The following is an 18758-nucleotide window of genomic DNA, read 5'->3' as shown; positions in this document are numbered from 1 at the left end:
AAGGCAAAAAAAGCCCCGCGACCGAATGAGACGCAGGGCAAAGGAATTGGTTGGTTGCGGCCAACCAAAGGAGCGCTTCAAAGCATCGGGTTAATTGCTGGCGACCGTCTCGGGCTGCCAGCCGCCACCGAGGGCCTTGTAGATCGCGACGATGCCGCGATACAAATCGACTTCAGCCTGGGCCTGGGTGTCTTCGGCCGCCAGGCGTTCACGCTGGGCGTCGAGCAGAACCAGGAAATCCGCCGTGCCTTCGCGGTAGCGAATCTCGGCGAGATCGGCAGCGGAACGGCTGGACTCGCTCTGGCGAATCAGCGAAATCAGGCGCTGTTGGCGCTTGCCGTAGTCGCTGAAAGCGTTTTCCGATTCTTCCAGCGCCAGCAACACTTGCTGCTCGTAAGTCGCCAGGGCGCCTTCGGCATCGGCATCGGCGGCGCGCAAACGGGCGCGCACGCTGCCCAGGTCGAACGCCGCCCAGGTGATGCTCGGGCCCAGCGCCCAGGCGTTGGCCGCCGAGGAACCGATTTGCGAACCACGCCCGGCGGTGAAACCAAGGAAGCCGCTGAGGCTGACTTGCGGGAACAGGTCGGCCTTGGCTACGCCGATCCGCGCCGTGGCCGACGCCAACTGGCGCTCGGCACTGCGAATGTCCGGGCGACGTTGCAGCAGTTCCCCCGGATTCCCGATCGGCAAAGCCTTGGCAATCGCCGGCAAGTCTTTCGGGCTCAAGTCCACGGTCAACTTGTCCGGACGCTCGCCCAGCAGCGTGGCGATACGGTTCTTTTCCCGAACCTGCTCGGCCTGCAATTGCGGCACGCTGGCTTCGACCGACGCCAGTCGGGCATCGGCACGTTCCACATCGAGTTGATCGCCGACGCCGGCATCACGCAGGTTGATGGTGATCTTGCGCGACTCCTGCTGGTTCTCCAGGTTGGCCAGGGCGATCTTTTCCCGCAGTTGCGCGCCGCGCAGTTGACCGTAGGCATCCACCAGTTCGGCAATCATGCTCACCTGCAGCTGGTACAGATCGGCTTCAAGCGACTGTTGCTCGGCATTCGCCGATTCCAGGTTGCGCTGGATACGGCCAAACAGGTCGATCTCCCAGGCCATGTCCAGGCCCAGGTCGTAGCGTTCGCTGTTGACCCGGTCGGTGGTCTGGCCAGGAATCTGGCCCTTGCCCAAGTCACTGCTGACACGGCTGGTGACGACCGGCAAGTTGTCGTTGCTGATGTCATCGCGGATCGCCCGTGCGGCTTTCCAGCGGGCAAAAGCGACGCGCAAATCACGGTTGCCCTTGAGCGATTGCGTCACCAACTGGTTGAGGGTCGGGTCTTCGAACTGCTGCCACCAGATGCCTTCGAAACGCGAACGGTCAAAGTTCTTCTGGCCGGCGGCGCCATCGGTGGCGGCCGTGATGTTGGCCGCCTCGGTGTTGGGCGTCTGGTAATCCGGACCCACGGCACAGGCACTCAAGGCCAGGACCAGCAGGCTCGGCAGGAAGGCTTTCAAACTCATCAGTGCGACTCCAGCTTCAGGGCGACCTTGGCGGCTTTGCGCGCTTGGCCACGCTCGACAAAGTTACGAATCAATACGTAGAACACTGGCGTCAGCAACAGACCGAAGAAGGTCACCCCGAGCATCCCGGAGAACACCGCCACACCCATGGCGTGACGCATTTCGGCACCGGCACCGCTGGAGAACACCAACGGCACAACACCCATGATGAACGCGAAGGAGGTCATCAGGATCGGCCGCAGACGCAGACGGCAAGCTTCCAGTACCGCGGCCAGCGGGTTGAGGCCCTCCAGCTGTTTGTCCTTGGCGAACTCGACGATCAGGATCGCGTTCTTGCACGCCAGGCCCACCAGTACGATCAGACCGATCTGGGTGAAGATGTTGTTGTCACCACCGGAGGCGATCACACCGGTGATGGCCGACAGCAGGGTCATCGGTACGATCAGGATCACCGCCAGTGGCAGGCTCCAGCTTTCGTACTGGGCCGCCAGTACCAGGAACGCCAGCAGGACGCAGAGCGGGAACACGAACAACGCGGTGTTGCCGGACAGAATCTGCTGGTAGGTCAGGTCGGTCCATTCGTAGGTCATGCCGTTGGGCAGTTCCTCCTTGAGCAGTTTCTCGATGGCTTTTTCGGCCTGGCCGGAGCTGTAGCCGGGGGCTGCCGCACCGTTGATTTCAGCGGTGATGAAGCCGTTGTAGTGCATCACGCGGTCCGGGCCCGAGGTGTCGCTGACCTTGATGAAGGTCGCCAGCGGGATCATCTCGCCTTTGTTGTTACGCACTTTCAGTTGGCCGATCTGGTCGGATTCGAGGCGGAACTGTTGCTCAGCCTGAACGTTGACCTGATAAGTGCGCCCGAAGCGGTTGAAGTCGTTGGCATACAGCGAACCCAGGTAGATCTGCAGGGTGTCGAAGATGTCGCTGACGGCCACGCCGTGGGTCTTGGCCTTTTCCCGGTCGATGGCGGCATCGACCTGCGGCACGTTGACCGTGTAGCTGGTGAACAGGCCGGCCAGTTCCGGCACGCTATGGCTCTTGGCGATGATGTTCATGGTTTCCTTGTACAGCTCTTCATAGCCCAGGTTGCCCCGGTCTTCGATCTGTAGGCGGAAACCACCAATAGTGCCCAGACCTTGCACCGGCGGCGGCGGGAAGATCGCCATGTAGGCTTCCTGGATGTTCGCGTACTGGCCGTTCAAGGCCCCGGCAATCGCACCGGCGGACATGCTCGGGTCTTTACGTTCGTCGAACGGTTTGAGGGTCACGAACACGATGCCGGCGTTCGGGCTGTTGGTGAAACCGTTGATCGACAGGCCAGGGAAGGCCACCGCGCTTTCCACGCCAGGCTGTTTCAGGGCCAGGTCGGACATGCGCTTGATCACGTCTTCGGTACGGTCCAGGCTCGAGGCATCCGGCAATTGCGCGAAGGCCACCAGGTACTGCTTGTCCTGGCCGGGTACGAAACCGGTCGGGGTGCTGGAGAAACCGAAGAAGGTCAGGACCATCAGGCCGGCGTACAGCAGCAGGGCGATGCCGCTTGAGCGGATCACACGGGCAACGGTGCCGACATAACCATGGCTGGCCTTTTCAAAGAAACGGTTGAACGGACGGAACAACCAGCCGCCAAACATCTTGTCCAGCACCCTGGAGAAGCGGTCTTTCGGTGCGTCATGGCCCTTGAGCAACACAGCAGCCAGTGCCGGCGACAGGGTCAGGGAGTTGAAGGCCGAGATCACCGTGGAAATCGCAATGGTCAGGGCGAACTGCTTGTAGAACTGCCCGGTCAGGCCGGAGATGAACGCCGCCGGAACGAACACCGCACACAGCACCAGCGCCGTGGCAATGATCGGGCCGGTCACTTCACGCATGGCGCGCTTGGTGGCTTCAATCGGGGTCAACCCGAGCTCGATGTTCCGCTCGACGTTCTCCACCACCACGATGGCGTCGTCGACCACGATACCGATGGCCAGTACCAGGCCGAACAGTGACAGGGCGTTGAGCGAGAAGCCGAACAGGTGCATCACGGCAAAGGTACCGATCAGCGAAACCGGCACCGCCACCAGCGGAATGATCGAGGCGCGCCAGGTCTGCAGGAACAGGATCACCACCAGTACCACGAGGATCAGTGCTTCGAAGAGGGTGTGCACCACCGCCTCGATGGAGCCGCGCACGAAGATCGTCGGGTCATAGACGATGCTGAAATCCATGCCTTCGGGGAAGCTCTTCTTCAGCTCGGCCATTTTCGCCCGGACTTCGTTGGAGATCTCGATGGCGTTGGAGCCAGGGCGCTGGAAGATCGGGATCGCCACCGCCGGCTGATTGTTCAGCAGCGAACGCAGGGCGTACTGGCTGGAACCCAGCTCGACGCGAGCGATGTCCTTGAGGCGAGTGATTTCACCGTTGTCGCCAGAGCGAATGATGATGTTCTCGAACTCTTCCTCACTGACCAGGCGGCCCTGAGTGTTGACCGACAGCTGGAAGCTTTGGGCATTCGGGGCAGGGGGAGCGCCCAAGGCACCGGCGGCCACCTGGCGGTTCTGCTCACGAATGGCGGTGACCACGTCAGTGGCGGTCAGGTTGCGCGAAGCGGTCTTGTTCGGGTCGAGCCAGACCCGCAGCGAGTAGTCGCCCATGCCGAACAGTTGCACGTCACCGACACCGCCCAGCCGCGCCAGCTCATCCTTGATGTTGAGGATCGCGTAGTTGGACAGATAGAGCATGTCGTAGCGTTTGTCCGGCGAGGTCAAGTGCACCACCATGGTCAGGTCGGGCGATGCCTTGTCCACGGTGATACCGATGCGCGTCACTTCCTCGGGGAGTTTCGGCTCGGTCCGGGTCACGCGGTTCTGCACCTGTACCTGCGCGTTGTCCAGGTCGGTACCCAGGGCAAAGGTGATGGTCAGGGTGATCTTGCCGTCGGCGGTCGACTGCGAGGACATGTACAGCATGTTCTCGACGCCGGTGATGGCCTGCTCCAGGGGAGCGGCCACGGTTTCACCGATGACCTTGGGGTTGGCACCCGGGAAGTTGGCGCGCACCACCACGGTCGGCGGCACGACTTCCGGGTATTCGCTGATCGGCAACTGGAACAGCGAGATCGCACCGGCGATCAGGATCAGCAGCGATAGAACCGCTGCAAAGATCGGCCGCGAAATGAAGAATTGGGAAAAATTCATCGTAAAAATCCCTTAACCGCGTGGGGTCGTGGCAGCCAGTTTCACAACCGTGCCCGGCGCAACCTTGGCAGGCGCGACTTGGGGCATGTTGCTGGCTTCCAGCGCTTGGCGTTGTTGTGCGAGTGCCGCGAGGGTCTGTTCGCTGGCCATCGGAATCACTTCAGGGGTGACCGATGAGCCGGGACGTACCCGTTGCAAACCCTTGACGATGATGGTGTCGTCCTTGTTCAGGCCGTTGCGCACGATGCGCAAGCCTTCGATCTTCGGCCCCAGTTCCACCGCGCGGTAGGCGGTCTTGTTGTCGCCGTCCAACACGATCACGAACTTCTTGCCCAGGTCGGTACCCACCGCTTCATCGTTGATCAGCATGGCGCTGTAGGTGCCGCTGCCCACCAGTTTCAGGCGGGCATACAGGCCCGGGGTGTAGCTGCCATCGCTGTTGTCGAACACGGCGCGGCCACGGATGGTGCCGGTCTTCGGGTTGACCTGGTTGTCGACGAAGTTCATCACGCCCTGGTGCGGGTTGCCGTCCTCGTTGGACAGGCCCATGTAAACCGGGGTGGTGGCGCCGCGTTTGCCCTGGCGAGCAAGCTCGGTGTACTTGAGGAACACACGTTCGTCCGCGTCGAAGTAGGCGTAGACCTTGTCGGTCGAGACCACGCTGGTCAGCGGCGTGGTGTCGGCGGTCACCAGGTTGCCGGCGGTGATTTCCGCACGGCTGACACGGCCGCTGATCGGTGCGGTGACGCGGGTGAAACTCAGGTTGAGCTTGGCCAGGTCGAGCTGTGCCTGAAGCGCACCGACGGCGGCGCGGGCTTCCTGGGCGGCGCTGGTGCGCGAATCGGCCAGCTCGGCGGAAATGGCGTTGCTGGTGCGCAGGCGCTCACCGCGCTGGGCTTCGTTTTCGCTGCGGGTGGCATTGGCACGCGATTGTGCAACCAGGGCTTCGAGGCGGCGGACCTCAGCCTGGAACGGACGCGGGTCGATCTGGAACAGCAGGTCGCCTTTCTTGACCAGGGCGCCTTCAGTGAACGCCACTTCATCGATCTGGCCGGAGACCCGTGGACGAATCTCGACCGTTTCCGGCGCTTCCAGGCGCCCGGTGAATTCGTCCCACTCGTTGACCGGTTGTTCCAGCACCTTGGCCACGCTGACCTTGGCTGCTGGCATCGTGGCGGCGGTTTCCGGGGCCTTGCCGCAAGCGCTGATCACCACGACGGCCAACAAAGCCAACGGGAAGCGCAAATGTTTGAATGACTGTTCCATGGATGCATCCGCCAATGTGTTGAGATTGGCGAATGATGCGCGGCGGGTTTGTATCTCACGAATCGAATGGGGCGAAGGTAACTATCATTCGGAATGATATAAGACCCGAGCCAGCCCTCTAGATTGCGCCTTTGATCAATCGGCGATCAATTGGATTGATGACAATTGTGTGTTGCATTGGATGCAATAGTCAGACTTGAAACCGTGTTGCGGCCATCGCGAGCAAGCTCGCTCCCACACTGGTTCTGTGGTGTACATGATCCCCCTGTGGGAGCGGGCTTGCTCGCGAAGAGGCCAGCAGCCTTCTACACAACAGGATCAGGGACCCGTCATCAGCCATTGGTTCAACGGGGGCCAACGGCCTGCACTGTGCCAATTTCGTCATCGCCAATGCCCAAACCCATCAAGCCATGACGCCTCGGATAGACCACCCTGACCGGTCTGTCCAAGGAGATGACCATGATCCGACTGACCCTGATCGAAGCCCGTGAGTTGGCTGAATCGATCTTGTTGCACAACGGTTTTAATCTGGCCCATGCACAAGCGGTGGCGGCGACGGTGATTGCTGGCGAACGTGATGGCTGTGCCTCCCACGGTTTGTACCGGATTCTGGGGTGTGTGAATTCCCTGCGGGCCGGCAAGGTGTCAGCCGATGCCCAGCCACAGGTGATCGACCAGGCGCCGGCGATTGTGCGGGTGGATGCTGGCGGTGGGTTTTCGCAGTTGGCGTTTCAGGCGGGGTTGCCGTTGCTGGCGCAGAAAACCCGGGCCAACGGCATTGCGGCGTTGGCAATCAACCGCTGTGTACATTTCTCGGCGCTGTGGGTGGAGATCGAGCAACTGACGGCCGCCGGTCTGGTGGCGCTGGCGTGTAATCCGAGCCACGCCTGGGTGGCGCCGGCTGGAGGACGACTGCCGGTGTTCGGCACCAATCCCATTGCCTTCGGTTGGCCGCGTGCGGGGCAGGATCCGTTTGTGTTCGACTTCGCCACCAGCGCGATTGCCCGTGGTGATATCGAACTGCACCGGCGTGCCGGCAAGGCGATTCCCGAAGGTTGGGGCGTGGACGCCCAAGGCCAGCCGAGCACCGACGCCAACGTGGTGCTGGATAGCGGCGCGATGCTGACGTTTGGCGGGCACAAGGGGTCGGCGCTGGCGGCCATGGTGGAGTTGATTGCCGGGCCGCTGATCGGTGACCTGACCAGTGCCGAGTCGTTGGCTTACGACGGGGGCAGCAAGTCGTCGCCGTACCATGGGGAGTTGATCATCGCCCTGGACCCTCGGCGCTTTCTGGGGGACGCCACTCAAGAGCATTTGGCCCGGGCCGAAACGTTGTTCCAGGGCATTGAAGGGCAGGGCGCACGCTTGCCGTCGCAGCGACGATACGCGGCGAGGGCTCGCAGCCTGGTGGAAGGCGTGCAAATTCCCGAGGCGCTGTACAACGACCTGAAAGCACTGCTGGCTTGAATGGAATGGGTGCGCCCACTCCTGTGGGAGCGAGCTTGCTCGCGATGAGGGCATCAGACTCAACATTTTCGTCGACTGACACACCGCTATCGCGAGCAGGCTCGCTCCCACAGGAGGTCGTGTTGTTAAACCGGCTCGCGTTGGCTGCTGCCATCCACCAGTCGTGCAATCCCCAGTGGGTTGGCATTTTTCAAGGCGTCGGGTAGCAAGGCGTCCGGGCAGTTCTGGTAGCACACCGGCCGCAGGAATCGCTCGATGGCCAGGCTGCCAACCGACGTGCCACGGGCGTCGGAGGTTGCAGGGTAAGGCCCGCCATGGACCATGGCATCGCAGACTTCGACCCCGGTGGGGTAACCGTTGAACAGTACCCGGCCGACTTTTTGTTCCAGCAGTATCAGCACGTCCCCATGGGTCTGAAGATCCGATGCTTCGCCAATCAATGTCGCGGTCAGTTGCCCGTGCAATCCGTTCAACGCCTGCCGCAGCTCAACCTTGTCCGCCACTTCAACGACAATGGTGGTCGGCCCGAACACTTCTTCCTGTAGCAGCGGATCCCCATTGAGCAGCAGGCTGACGTCGGCCTTGAACAGTTGCGGCCGCGCCTGATTGCCCTGCTGGTCGTGGCCCGCCAGGTGCGTCACGCCCGGATGCTCGAGCAAGGCCCGCACCCCTTTTTCATAGCTGCCGAGGGTGCCAGCATTGAGCATGGTTTGCGCTGGTTGTTCGGCCATCAGGTTGCTTAATCGCGCAGTGAACGCCGTCCATTCAGGGGTCCGAATACCAATGACCAACCCCGGATTGGTGCAGAACTGCCCGCAACCCTGGACCACCGATGCCACCAGCTCACCAGCGATTTTCTCGCCCCGCGCGCGCAAGGCTTCGGGCAATACCAACACTGGGTTGATGCTGCTCATCTCGGCGAACACCGGGATGGGTTGTTGCCGTGCAGCGGCCATGTCGCAAAGGGCACGGCCACCTTTGAGCGAGCCGGTGAAACCGACGGCCTGAATCGCCGGGTGCTTGACCAGCGCTTCACCGACACCCGCGCCGTAGATCATGTTGAACACACCCTTGGGCATGTCGGTCTGCTCGGCGGCGCGCAGGATCGCATTGGCCACGCATTCGGCGGTTGCCATGTGCCCGCTGTGGGCCTTGAACACCACCGGGCAACCGGCGGCCAGGGCCGCTGCGGTATCGCCGCCAGCCGTCGAAAAGGCCAACGGAAAATTGCTGGCGCCGAACACTGCCACCGGGCCGACGCCGATCCGGTACTGGCGCAGGTCAACCCGTGGCAGCGGCTGACGCTCCGGCAGGGCACGGTCGATGCGCGCGCTGTAGAAATCGCCCCGACGCAGGACTTGAGCGAACAGACGCATCTGGCCGCTGGTGCGGCTGCGCTCGCCCTGAATCCGGGCGCTGGGAAGGGCGGTCTCGCGTGTCACCAGGGCAATGAACTCGTCATCCAGGGCATCCAGTTGCGCGGCGATGGCTTCAAGGAATTGCGCCCGGCGCGTCGCCGGCAAATTACGAAAGTCTGGATAGGCGGCCGCAGCGGCCTGGGCGGCCGCGTCGACTTCTTGCGCGGTGGCTTGCATGAAAGAGTAGGGCAGTGCTTCGCCGGTGCTGGCGTCATGGCTGTTCAGAATGATGCCGCCAGCGGCGCTGCGCGCTCCGCCGATATAGTTGTGGCCAAGGATCTCAGACATCAAAAAAGCTCCTGTCGAAAAAATGGGGTAGCAACACAAAACCTCTGTGGGAGCGAGCTTGCTCGCGATGAAATCAAAGACGCCGCGGGGTATCAGGTTCCCCGCGTTATCGTTGACGTCCATCGCGAGCAAGCTCGCTCCTACGCCAGAGAATCGGCCCGGCGTGGGCTAGTCGGGGCTGGGTCCAGCGCCGCAACCCGCGCCGCCGACTCCGCATCCACCTGGCGCAATGACTTGCCACGGGTCTCGCGGGTCAGGCCGACAGCCACCACGGAAATCAGCGCGGCGCCCACCAGATACCAGGCGATCGGAGTCGAGCTTTGGTACTTGTTGAGCAAGGTGATGGCGATCAGCGGTGCCAGGGAACCGGCGAAGATCGGCGCCACCTGGTAGCACAGGGACAGCGCGGTGTAGCGTACGTGGGTCGGGAACAGTTCAGCCATCAGCGCCGAGTAAGGCGCATAAGTCATCGACTCGATAGCCAGGCCCAGGGTGATGGCGGCCATGATCAGCCAGTTGTTGCCGGTGTCCATCATCGGGAAACCGATGAAACCCCAGAACGCTGTGAGCACCGCGCCGGTCAGGTACACCGGCTTGCGCCCGATGATGTCCGACAGATAGCCCATCAGGGGAATCAGGAAAAAGTGCACCAGGTGCGCGCCAAACATCAGCAGCAGAATTTGCGAAGTGTCCTTGTGCACCACCAGTTTCAGATAGGTAATCGAGAACGTCACTACGGTGTAGTAGAGGATGTTCTCGGCAAAGCGTGCACCGATTCCCACCAGCACCGAACGCCAGTGATGGCGCAGCACTTCCACCACACCGAGCTGCTGCTGTTTGGTCTGGGCATGACGGGCCTGGGCTTCCTTGAAGATCGGCGCGTCATCGACGCTGGTGCGAATCCAGTAACCGATCAACACGACCACCGCCGAGAACCAGAACGCCACGCGCCAGCCCCAGGCAAGGAACTGTTGCTCTGACAGGTTCGACGACAACAGCAGCAGGGCGAGCGTGGCCACCAGGTTGCCGGCCGGCACCCCGGCTTGCGGCCAACTGGCCCAGAAGCCCCGACGATTGTCCGGGCAGTGTTCGGACACCAGCAGAATCGCGCCGCCCCATTCGCCACCGAAAGCGAAGCCCTGGATCAGCCGCAACAGCACCAGTAGCACCGGTGCTGCGTAACCGATCTGGTCGAAACCAGGCAGGCAACCCATCAGGAAGGTGGTGATGCCGACCACTACCAGGCTCAGTTGCAGCAGGCGTTTGCGGCCGAATTTGTCACCGTAGTGACCGAACACCAAGCCGCCTAACGGCCGGGCGAGAAAGCCGACCGCGTACAAGGCGAAGGCGGCAATGATGCCGTCGATGGGGCTGTCGGTCTGGCGGAAGAACAGCTTGCCAAAAACCAATGCCGAGGCGGTGCCGTAGAGAAAGAATTCATACCATTCGGCGACGGTGCCAGCCATGGCGGCAGCCACCACGCGTTTGAGTCCCGAGGGTGTGGTTGCGCTTTGCGTGTGTTGAGGATTCGACATGCTGACGTACCTTGTTGAGACGCAAAAAACGGGCAGCCGGGCGGGGCCGGTAAAGGCCCGCCCGGCAATCACTCAGAGACCGACGTCCGGCAGTTCCGGGCGGTTGGCCAACGCCTTGGCCATGATCTGCTCGACGAATACGCGGTCGGCTTCCGGCAGGGCCAGGCGTGGCGGACGGGTCAAGGCGCTGCCGCGACCGGCAATGGCTTCACACAGCTTGATGCACTGCACCAGGTCGGCACGGGCATCGAGGTGCAGGATCGGCATCAGCCATTCGTAGATCGGCATGGCTTCGGCGAAACGACCGGCCTTGGCCAGGCGGAAGATGGTTTCGCCTTCTTTCGGAAACACGTTGGACATGCCCGAAACCCAACCTTCGGCACCCACGGCGATGCTTTCCAGCACCACGTCGTCGAGGCCGGCGAACAACACGAAACGGTCACCGACTTCGTTGCGCACGTCGATGAAGCGGCGGGTGTCGCCGGAAGAATCCTTGAAGCACACCACGTTGTCGCAGTCGGCCAGGGAAATCAGGATGTCCGGGGTGACGTCGTTCTTATAGATAGGCGGGTTGTTGTAGACCATCAGCGGCACGTCGGCGTTTTTCGCCACGTAGCGGTAATGCTCGGCGGTTTCGAACGGCTTGGAACCGTAGACCAGCGCCGGCATCAGCATCACGCCATCGACGCCGACCCGGCGTACGGCATTGGCGACCTTGGCCGCTTGTAGGCTGGTGAACTCGGCCACGCCGCAAATCACCGGTACCCGACCGCGGGCGGCATCGACAGCGACTTCAGTCACGGCGATTTTCTCTTCGGCGCTCAGCGAGGTGTTTTCACCCACCGAGCCGCAGACCACCAGGCCAGACACGCCGTCGCGGATCACGTTGGAAATCACCTGATGGGTTTTTTCCAGGTTGATGGAGAAGTCATCGTTGAATTGAGTGGTCACCGCTGGGAAGACGCCACTCCAGTTAATGCGCTTGCTCATTGTTACCTCCGGTTCGTTAATTGTATTTCGTATACGATATTTAAAATGACAATGCTCGGCTAGTGCTTTTTTTGGTTTTTCAGGGGTTTTTACTGGCCGTTGGTCTGGGGGGCAGGGATTGCGTGATCGGCGCCGGGCCAGGTGTCGGACAGGCGATAGCCTTGTGGCCACGGATCGCTTGGGTCGAGCAGCAATTGATGGGTGCCGGTGATCCACGCCCGGCCGGAAATGCACGGGTAAATCGCGGCGCGGCCGGCGACTTCGGTCAGCGAATCAATGCGGCAGTGGAACTCCGAGCCGATAATCGAACGGCCGACAAAGCGCTCGCCAACCTGCATCAAGCCTTTGGCTTGCAACACCGCCATGCGCGCCGAGCAACCCGTGCCGGTGGGGGAGCGGTCGATCTTGCCCGGCTGAATCACCACCGCATTGGCGCCGGTGGCGATGCCGTTCTCATGGATGATGGGCGCGGCGATCTGGCAGAAGGAAATGTGCGACCACTCGGGATTCAGCGGATGCACGAAGCCCAGTTGTTCGTTGGCCGCCCGAGTGATTTTCAGCCCGACCGCGACCAGATCGGCCGCTTCATCCGGGCGGATGGAGAAACCCAGGCCCTTGGCATCGGCAATCACAAAACTGTCGCCACCGTAAGCGGTGTCAACCTTCAGCGAGCCGATGCCTTCGACTTCAATCCAGGCATCCAGGCGATCAGCGAAGGACGGCACGTTTTTCACTTCCACCCGCTGCACCTTGCCATCGCGGCAGTCGGCCACGGCTTCGATCAGGCCGCCGGGCGCTTCCAGCACCAGGCGGGTTTGCGGCTCGGTCATGGGCAGGATGCCGCTGTCGAGCAATACGGTGGCGACGCACAACGAGTTGGAGCCGGACATCGGCGGGGTGTCCGCCGGTTCCATGATGATCCAGGCCATCTGCGCCCGTGGGTCCTTGGCCGGGACCAGCAGGTTGACGTGGCGGAACACGCCGCCGCGGGGTTCGTTGAGGACGAAGTTGCGCAGGGTTTCGTCCCGGGCGATCCAGCGCGACTGTTCCCACACGGTGGCGCCGGGCGGCGGGGCGACACCGCCGACGATCACGTCGCCGACTTCGCCTTCGGCGTGGCAGCTGACTACATGAATGACTTTTGATGAACGCATGACTTGATCCTTGTTTTATCTGTTAGGGCCCCTTCGCGAGCAAGCCCGCTCCCACAGGGTTTGATGGTGTACACAAAATCAGTGTGGGAGCGAGCTTGCTCGCGATGAGGCCAGTCGCTATTTCACCGATTTCAGAAACGCCGCAGTCTCCGCATGCACCGGATTGCCAATCACCTGATCCGGCGAACCAATCTCATGCACCAGGCCATTGCGGAAGAACGCCACACGGTCGGACACGTCCCGGGCAAAGCGGATTTCGTGGGTCACCAACACCATGGTCATGCCGTCTTCGGCGAGCATGCGCATGGTGTCCAGCACTTCACCGACCAACTGGGGGTCGAGGGCCGAGGTGGCTTCGTCAAACAGCATGTAGTCCGGTGACATCGCCAGGGCGCGGGCGATGGCCATGCGTTGTTGCTGTCCACCGGACAGCTTGCCGGGGAAAGTCTTGAGCTTGTCGCCCAGGCCGACGTGGGTCAGTTGCTTCACCGCTAGCTCTTCAGCCTCAGCCTTGCTTTTGCCCAGCACTTTGCGCGGAGCGAGCATGACGTTTTCCAGCACCGTCAGGTGCGGGAAGGCATTCCATTGCTGGAACACAATGCCAATCTTCTGCCGCAGGCGATTGAGGTCGGTGGCGCTGTGATGGACCTCGACGCCGTCAACGCGGATGTTGCCTTTCTGGATCGGTTCCAGGCCGTTGATGCACATCAGCAAGGTCGATTTGCCGGAGCCGGAGCCGCCGATGATCGACACCACTTCGCCCTTGTTCACCGTCAGGTTGACGCCCTTGACCACTTCGAGGTTGCCGAAGGATTTATGTACGTTGTCGATCTCAATCATTTTCTTGCCACCTTCTTTCCAGACGAGCGCCCAGGCGTGCGACCACCAGGCTCATGACGTAGTAGATAAGGCCCGCGATGCACAGCACCAGCAACGGTTCCTGGATGCGGGTGACGATGGTTTGCGAGGCGCGCAGCAGTTCGACGATGCCGATCCACATCACCAGGGCGGTGTCTTTCATTACACCGAGCACCAGGTTCAGCCAGCCGGGGAACGCTACCCGAGTGGCCATCGGCAGGACGATCCAGCGCAAGTCCTGCAAGAAGCTCAGCCCCAGCGAACGGCTGGCCCGGCGCACGGTGAACGGCACCGCCAGCACGCCGGCACGCACGATCTCGGTGAAGTACGCCGCAGCGTAAACCCCCAACACAATGCAGCCGACGCTGAAGGCGCTGATGTTCAGGCCGATGATGCTTTTGAGTGAGTTGAACAATACGAACTGGATCAGCAACGGCACGCTGCGAAACACGTCCAGCACCCAGGCCAGCGGCTGGCTGGCCCGTGGCAACAAGGCCCGCAGCAGGCCGAAGAACAACCCGGCCAAGGAGCCGAGAATGATCGACCAGAACGTCAGTTGCATCGTGACCCACGCACCGTTGAGCAGGAACATCAGGTCATTCGAGGAAAAATCGGTGGAAAACATGGACAGCTCCTCAGTAACGGAACAACCGCCAGGCCATCAGCCGGGCTGCCGCGACGATCGCCTTGGCAATCAAGTAATACAGCACCGCTGCGATGGCGAAATACTCGAAGGTGCGGAAGGTTTTGACGTTGTATTCCTGGGTCACACCGGTCAGGTCATTGTTTAGCCCGACGATCACCCCCAGCGACGTCATCAACACCGCCCAGACCATCTGATTGGTCAGCGGGTAGAACACAATCCGCAGCAGTTGCGGGACGATGATCATGCGGTAGGCCTGGAAGGCACTCATGCCGAGGGAACGCGCCGCCCGCACCTGCGTGTCAGGCACAGCCTTGAGGCCGCCGCGAAAGTTCTCCGCCAGATACCCGGCATTGTTGAAGGTGATCCCGGCCAGCAGGGCGAACCAGGAACTGACGTGCAGGTTCAGCGAGCCGAGGCCGAAGTAGAGGATGTAGATCTGGAACAGCGACGGGGTGTTGCGGGCAATCGACACCCAACCGTTGCCGAACCCGCGCAGTAATGGGTGTTTGGCCTCGCGCATCACCGTCAGGGCCAGGGCGATCAGCACGCCGAAGATCATCGACAGCGCGGCGGTTTCGAAGGTGACGATGGCACCGGCAAGCATGTCCGGCAGGGCGCGCAGGGCGGAGCGCCATTGGAAGCTGTAGTCAAACATGCGCAGGGCTCTCCAGTAGGGCAGCAGGTTGTAGCCAGGCCGGCAAACGTCCACTGGCCGTTGCGGTGCAGGCCGCGTCGACGCATTCGGCAAGGCTGGCGAAGTGCACCTTGCGGCCGACCAGGCCCGGTGCGTAGTGGGCGTATTTGCCCGAGTTGGTCATCAGGTTTTTAGCCGCCAGGGGGATTACGGGTTCGCCGAGCATGCACCAGCAGGTGTCGGTGACCAGGGTCGCGCCAAACGCTTGGATCACGGCGATGTGCCCGGCCTCGCGGGCCTGCTCCAACACGGCACGGCCGCAGGTGATGGCAAGCACCACATCCGGGTGTCTTTGTCGTCCCCGGCACAGGCGTGCCAGGTGAGCGAACTCGCTGAGGGAAAAGTGCGGGTTACCCAGCGACACCACATCCACCCGGTTATCGCGAGCACTGTTGAGTTCGCGCCAACTCGGCAGCAGGTCCTTCAGGCGGATTTTTTCCACGGCAATGGAAATGTCCGCATCCAGCACCTGCGCTGGGTCAATGGCCTCCGGGGTGACTCCGGCGATGTGGAACAGTGGCGCCGCAGAGGTGGTGGCGAAGGCCGCGCCAAAGGCTTTGAGGTCGTCCAGGCTCGGCTTGCGTTTTTCCAGTCCCAGCACCAGCGGCACGCGACTGCCGGCCAGGGCACCAATGTGGTAACCCAGCAGCGGGTAGAAGGCATCGTCCAGTTCGCCGAGGGCAGGCAACTCGAGCTGCAGCCGGGCCTTGCGTGGCGCGTCCAGGTGGCAGCCGATCAGCGGGGCACGACCGGTGAGGGCGATGCAGATGTCCAGGTAATCCGGGTATTTCAGGGTGCGTGCACCGAGCACGCTGTTGGCGTAGACCACTGCGTTGGATTCCGCCCAGACGATTTGCTCGCCAGCCTTCGGTGCAGTGTCGAGCAGGTACGGCGCGCAGGTGAAACTGAGCTGTGCACCCATCGCCATATAGGCATCGCCCAAGGCACTGGCCGGTTCACCCAGTGCCGGGTCGATACCCAGTTCGCGCCAACGGCGCTGGTCGACGGAAATTGAATTGAGGGTGGTGGGCACTCGTACTTTTGCTCCCCATTGCACCAGTTGCCCGGCAAAGCGCAGGCTCGCCGGTCCCGTGTAAATGCAGCCGTCGATGTGTGCTTGAGTGACATCCACCAAGTGCTCGGCACCCTGCAGTTCGGCCATGCGCAGGACGATCTGCATGGCCATTTGCGCGGCCTTGCCATGCTGGCCATCGAGCAGCGCCCGATCGTGCTCGGTGAGCCTGATCGAGGCGGTGCGGTCAGTGTCTGGTAATGGGCTGTCGAGCGCCTGCCAGGCGTCGCCCGGCAGGTGATCGAACAGGCTCAGCGTTGTGTTTTCGACCCGGGCGAAGGCCTGGCCGCGCAAGGCGGCGAAGGCCTCCCGACCGATGCACAGCACCGGCAGGGAACGGGCGAAAATGGTCTGCGCCACCAGCACGCCCAAGGTCAGGATCTCGTCGGCTTCGGCCAGCACCAATGCCGCCGGTGCATGGCCGTTGCTGATCAGTTCCATCAACACACTGCTGCCGGTGCACGAGCCGCGGCCACTGGGAATCGCCAGCACGCGGCCGGCCAGGTGTTGGCCGCTGAGCGGGTGATGGCGGTCGATCACTTCACCCGTGCAGGGATCGACTCCGCCCCAGAAACTCAAGCCGACATCGGCGAACAGCAGGGCGCCTTGCGCGGCACCCGCCACCAGGCTGCGCCCGGTCAGAGACATTGGCCTAGGCATGCCGGACATCTCAGTAGTAGACCTGAGGCACGGTGAGGTTGGTCGGCGAGATCTCGGTGCCGACCCATTTAACGAACAGCTCCTTGTAGCGACCGGTGCGCACCTGTTGGTTGACGAACAGGTTGAGGTAGTTGAGCAGGCCGTACTCGCTGCGCTTGGCGCCCAGGGACACGTAGTCGATGACGTAAGGGGCGTTACCGGCGACTTTCAGGTTTTTGTATTTGCCCGACTTGAGGGTGGCGGCGGCCACGGTGTTGGTGACCACGGTGGCATCGATGTGGCCTTGGGTGACGGCCAGCAGGGTATCGTTTTGCGACTGGTAGGCTCGGAAAGTGCCCGAGCCCCAGTTCTTCACGTCTTTCTCCAGGGCGATGGCCTCATAGGTGCCGCTGGTGTTGCCCACTGCTTTGCCCTTGAGGTCGTCGAAGTCGTTGATGCCGGTGTCGTCGCGGGTCAGCACCACCATCTGGAAGGCAAAGTAGGGCACGGTGAGGCCAACGGTCTTGGCGCGTTCGAGGGTGTCGGAGGTGGACGCGACGATCACGTCAGCCCGGCCGGAGACCAGTGCCGGAATACGATCCGGGAACGGCGTTTCCACCACCTCGGCCTCGACCCCGAGGATCTTCGCCAGGTCGCGGCAATAGTCCACATCGAAGCCGGCCGGCGAGTTGCTGGCATCGCGAAAGCCCATGGGCGGGAAGTCCAGGGTCACGGCGCAGCGCAGCTTGCCCGAACCGATGATGTCGTCGAGCTTGTCGGCCTGGGCAGTGGCGATAAAGGAAGTACCGAGAACAGCGCTGAGGGCTACGGCAAATGCGGGGTTTTTCATAGAGGCCTCGTTGATGTGAAGTGCTGTTGAATATCGTATTGGGGATTTCGTATACGATATTAACAATAGCAATCAACGTGCCTATTTCCAGTCCGAGGGGTGAATTAGTTGTCAGGCCTTGGCGTAGAGGTTTTGTAGCAGTGCAACCCGTCGCGAGGTGACGCCAAGGCAGTGAGGACAGGTGTTACGTATGGGAGCAGCGGTAGCGTGGACGCACCTTTAAGGAACACTGGCAGGTGAGCCGTGCGTGCCTGCTTATCGGTTCATTGCAGGTTTTGTGGTGGATGGGCTGGCCTCATCGCGCAAGGTAAATGCGATCCCCTGTGGGAGCGAGCTTGCTCGCGATGAGGCCCGGAAGAACTCTCTTCATCACCCGCCTAACGCTGATTATCGCGATACTGACTCGGCGACAAACTGGTCAGCGCCCGAAACTGCCGGCTGAAGGCACTGTGGTCGGTGTAACCACAGCGCAAGGCAATCTCGGTAATCGGCAACTCGGTGTGCAGTAACAACCGCGAACCTTCTTCCAGGCGCGCCTTGTGAATCATTTGCCGTGGGGTGAGCTGGAACACCCGTTTGCAGTGCCGCTCCAATTGCGCCACGGAATAGCCAGCGATGGCGGTCAGTTCGGCGAGGCTGATGGAGCGGGCGAAGTGGCGGCGGATATGGGCATCCACGGCGGCGAGTTTCTGGAAAGCCGGATGGTTCGACTGCGGTGATTGCAGGTCGCGGGAGATACCGGCCAGGCCCACGATCCGACCCTGCTCATCCTTCAGGGCGAGTTTGTGGGTCAGGCACCAGATCGGCTGATTGCCATAATACAAATGCAACTCCAGCTGATCGGCCAGTTGGCGACCACTGGACAGCACTCGCCGATCCTGCTCGGTGTACAGCGGACCGAAGCGTTCCGGGAAGACCATTTCGGCGGTGCGCCCCAGCAGCTCGTCCCTGTGTTTGAAACCACAACGCCGGGCCAGGGTCTGGTTGACGAAGGCGTAGCGGGCCTCGCAGTCCTTGATGAAAAACACCACGTCCGACAAGGTATCGAGCAACGGCGCGATGGGCTGAAGGCTGTTCAGCAGCGTCGGCAGATCGCAAGGTTTGAAGGTGGTGAGCGATGGATACATGGCGCCGGGAGTCTGAGGGTGACCCCCGGGATCATAGAGACTCGGCAGCGTGGCCGAAACCCC

At 61.9% G+C, this 18758-nt stretch carries 14 protein-coding genes; 1 reads left to right on the top strand and 13 read right to left on the bottom strand.

Going from position 1 to position 18758, the window contains the following annotated elements; translation table 11 throughout:
• Positions 1–90: 90 nt before the first annotated feature.
• From KW838_RS00130 to mexE, 3 genes are read right to left on the bottom strand one after another with little or no spacing between them, the layout of a single operon-like run.
• The gene (locus KW838_RS00130) at positions 91–1512 is read right to left on the bottom strand and encodes an efflux transporter outer membrane subunit (RefSeq protein ID WP_041474859.1); all 1422 of its coding nucleotides are present in this window, start codon (positions 1510–1512) and stop codon (positions 91–93) included.
• Positions 1512–4691 (bottom strand): efflux RND transporter permease subunit, encoded by a 3180-nt coding sequence (locus KW838_RS00125; protein ID WP_102701655.1) that lies wholly within the window; start codon positions 4689–4691, stop codon positions 1512–1514. The genes KW838_RS00130 and KW838_RS00125 overlap by 1 nt, the downstream gene beginning before the upstream one ends.
• Before the next feature lie 12 nt (positions 4692–4703).
• Entirely contained in the window at positions 4704–5957 is a 1254-nt protein-coding gene (mexE, locus tag KW838_RS00120; RefSeq protein ID WP_218499964.1) for a multidrug efflux RND transporter periplasmic adaptor subunit MexE, read from the bottom strand.
• A 459-nt stretch (positions 5958–6416) separates the two neighbouring features.
• On the opposite strand from mexE, the gene KW838_RS00115 reads away from it, so the two are divergent.
• Entirely contained in the window at positions 6417–7424 is a 1008-nt protein-coding gene (locus KW838_RS00115; protein WP_218499963.1) for an Ldh family oxidoreductase, read from the top strand.
• 125 nt (positions 7425–7549) lie between these two features.
• On the opposite strand, the gene KW838_RS00110 is transcribed toward KW838_RS00115, so the two are convergent.
• From KW838_RS00110 to KW838_RS00065, 10 genes are all read right to left on the bottom strand, one after another.
• Positions 7550–9130: an aldehyde dehydrogenase (NADP(+)) gene (locus KW838_RS00110; RefSeq protein WP_218499962.1), complete on the bottom strand. Its 1581-nt coding sequence runs from the start codon at positions 9128–9130 to the stop codon at positions 7550–7552.
• A gap of 140 nt (positions 9131–9270) precedes the next feature.
• A complete protein-coding gene (gene abaF, locus KW838_RS00105) occupies positions 9271–10665 on the bottom strand; it encodes a fosfomycin efflux MFS transporter AbaF (RefSeq protein ID WP_218499961.1) in 1395 nt (464 codons plus the stop codon).
• Positions 10666–10737: 72 nt separating this feature from the next.
• Positions 10738–11655: a dihydrodipicolinate synthase family protein gene (locus tag KW838_RS00100; protein ID WP_102701650.1), complete on the bottom strand. Its 918-nt coding sequence runs from the start codon at positions 11653–11655 to the stop codon at positions 10738–10740.
• 89 nt (positions 11656–11744) lie between these two features.
• Positions 11745–12809 (bottom strand): proline racemase family protein, encoded by a 1065-nt coding sequence (locus KW838_RS00095; RefSeq protein ID WP_218499960.1) that lies wholly within the window; start codon positions 12807–12809, stop codon positions 11745–11747.
• A 117-nt stretch (positions 12810–12926) separates the two neighbouring features.
• The gene (locus KW838_RS00090; RefSeq protein WP_047530195.1) at positions 12927–13649 is read right to left on the bottom strand and encodes an amino acid ABC transporter ATP-binding protein; all 723 of its coding nucleotides are present in this window, start codon (positions 13647–13649) and stop codon (positions 12927–12929) included.
• Entirely contained in the window at positions 13642–14292 is a 651-nt protein-coding gene (locus KW838_RS00085) for an amino acid ABC transporter permease (RefSeq protein WP_007997727.1), read from the bottom strand. The genes KW838_RS00090 and KW838_RS00085 overlap by 8 nt, the downstream gene beginning before the upstream one ends.
• Positions 14293–14302: 10 nt before the next feature.
• Positions 14303–14968: an amino acid ABC transporter permease gene (locus KW838_RS00080; protein ID WP_007997725.1), complete on the bottom strand. Its 666-nt coding sequence runs from the start codon at positions 14966–14968 to the stop codon at positions 14303–14305.
• Positions 14961–16739, bottom strand: coding sequence for an aconitase X (locus KW838_RS00075; protein WP_218499959.1), 1779 nt, complete (start codon positions 16737–16739; stop codon positions 14961–14963). Before KW838_RS00075 ends, KW838_RS00080 begins: the two co-directional genes overlap by 8 nt.
• 10 nt (positions 16740–16749) lie before the next feature.
• Positions 16750–17568 carry a transporter substrate-binding domain-containing protein gene (locus KW838_RS00070; protein WP_218499958.1) on the bottom strand — a complete coding sequence of 273 codons (819 nt, stop codon included), beginning with the start codon at positions 17566–17568 and terminating at the stop codon, positions 16750–16752.
• Positions 17569–17945: 377 nt separating this feature from the next.
• Entirely contained in the window at positions 17946–18695 is a 750-nt protein-coding gene (locus KW838_RS00065) for an AraC family transcriptional regulator (RefSeq protein ID WP_102701648.1), read from the bottom strand.
• Positions 18696–18758 lie beyond the last annotated feature (63 nt).

The organism is Pseudomonas sp. PDM27 (assembly GCF_019219205.1).
Lineage (GTDB): Bacteria > Pseudomonadota > Gammaproteobacteria > Pseudomonadales > Pseudomonadaceae > Aquipseudomonas > Aquipseudomonas laurylsulfatiphila.
This window is presented reverse-complemented; position numbering and strand designations above follow the sequence as displayed.

What these genes read in the sequence shown, in the direction of transcription:
- KW838_RS00095 (WP_218499960.1), bottom strand. Translation starts at nt 12,809, where the DNA reads ATGCGTTCATCAAAAGTCATTCATGTAGTCAGCTGCCACGCCGAAGGC.
- KW838_RS00100 (WP_102701650.1), bottom strand. Translation starts at nt 11,655, where the DNA reads ATGAGCAAGCGCATTAACTGGAGTGGCGTCTTCCCAGCGGTGACCACT.
- KW838_RS00110 (WP_218499962.1), bottom strand. Translation starts at nt 9,130, where the DNA reads ATGTCTGAGATCCTTGGCCACAACTATATCGGCGGAGCGCGCAGCGCC.
- KW838_RS00090 (WP_047530195.1), bottom strand. Translation starts at nt 13,649, where the DNA reads ATGATTGAGATCGACAACGTACATAAATCCTTCGGCAACCTCGAAGTG.
- KW838_RS00080 (WP_007997725.1), bottom strand. Translation starts at nt 14,968, where the DNA reads ATGTTTGACTACAGCTTCCAATGGCGCTCCGCCCTGCGCGCCCTGCCG.
- KW838_RS00075 (WP_218499959.1), bottom strand. Translation starts at nt 16,739, where the DNA reads ATGCCTAGGCCAATGTCTCTGACCGGGCGCAGCCTGGTGGCGGGTGCC.
- KW838_RS00070 (WP_218499958.1), bottom strand. Translation starts at nt 17,568, where the DNA reads ATGAAAAACCCCGCATTTGCCGTAGCCCTCAGCGCTGTTCTCGGTACT.
- KW838_RS00065 (WP_102701648.1), bottom strand. Translation starts at nt 18,695, where the DNA reads ATGTATCCATCGCTCACCACCTTCAAACCTTGCGATCTGCCGACGCTG.
- KW838_RS00125 (WP_102701655.1), bottom strand. Translation starts at nt 4,691, where the DNA reads ATGAATTTTTCCCAATTCTTCATTTCGCGGCCGATCTTTGCAGCGGTT.
- abaF (WP_218499961.1), bottom strand. Translation starts at nt 10,665, where the DNA reads ATGTCGAATCCTCAACACACGCAAAGCGCAACCACACCCTCGGGACTC.
- mexE (WP_218499964.1), bottom strand. Translation starts at nt 5,957, where the DNA reads ATGGAACAGTCATTCAAACATTTGCGCTTCCCGTTGGCTTTGTTGGCC.
- KW838_RS00115 (WP_218499963.1), top strand. Translation starts at nt 6,417, where the DNA reads ATGATCCGACTGACCCTGATCGAAGCCCGTGAGTTGGCTGAATCGATC.
- KW838_RS00130 (WP_041474859.1), bottom strand. Translation starts at nt 1,512, where the DNA reads ATGAGTTTGAAAGCCTTCCTGCCGAGCCTGCTGGTCCTGGCCTTGAGT.
- KW838_RS00085 (WP_007997727.1), bottom strand. Translation starts at nt 14,292, where the DNA reads ATGTTTTCCACCGATTTTTCCTCGAATGACCTGATGTTCCTGCTCAAC.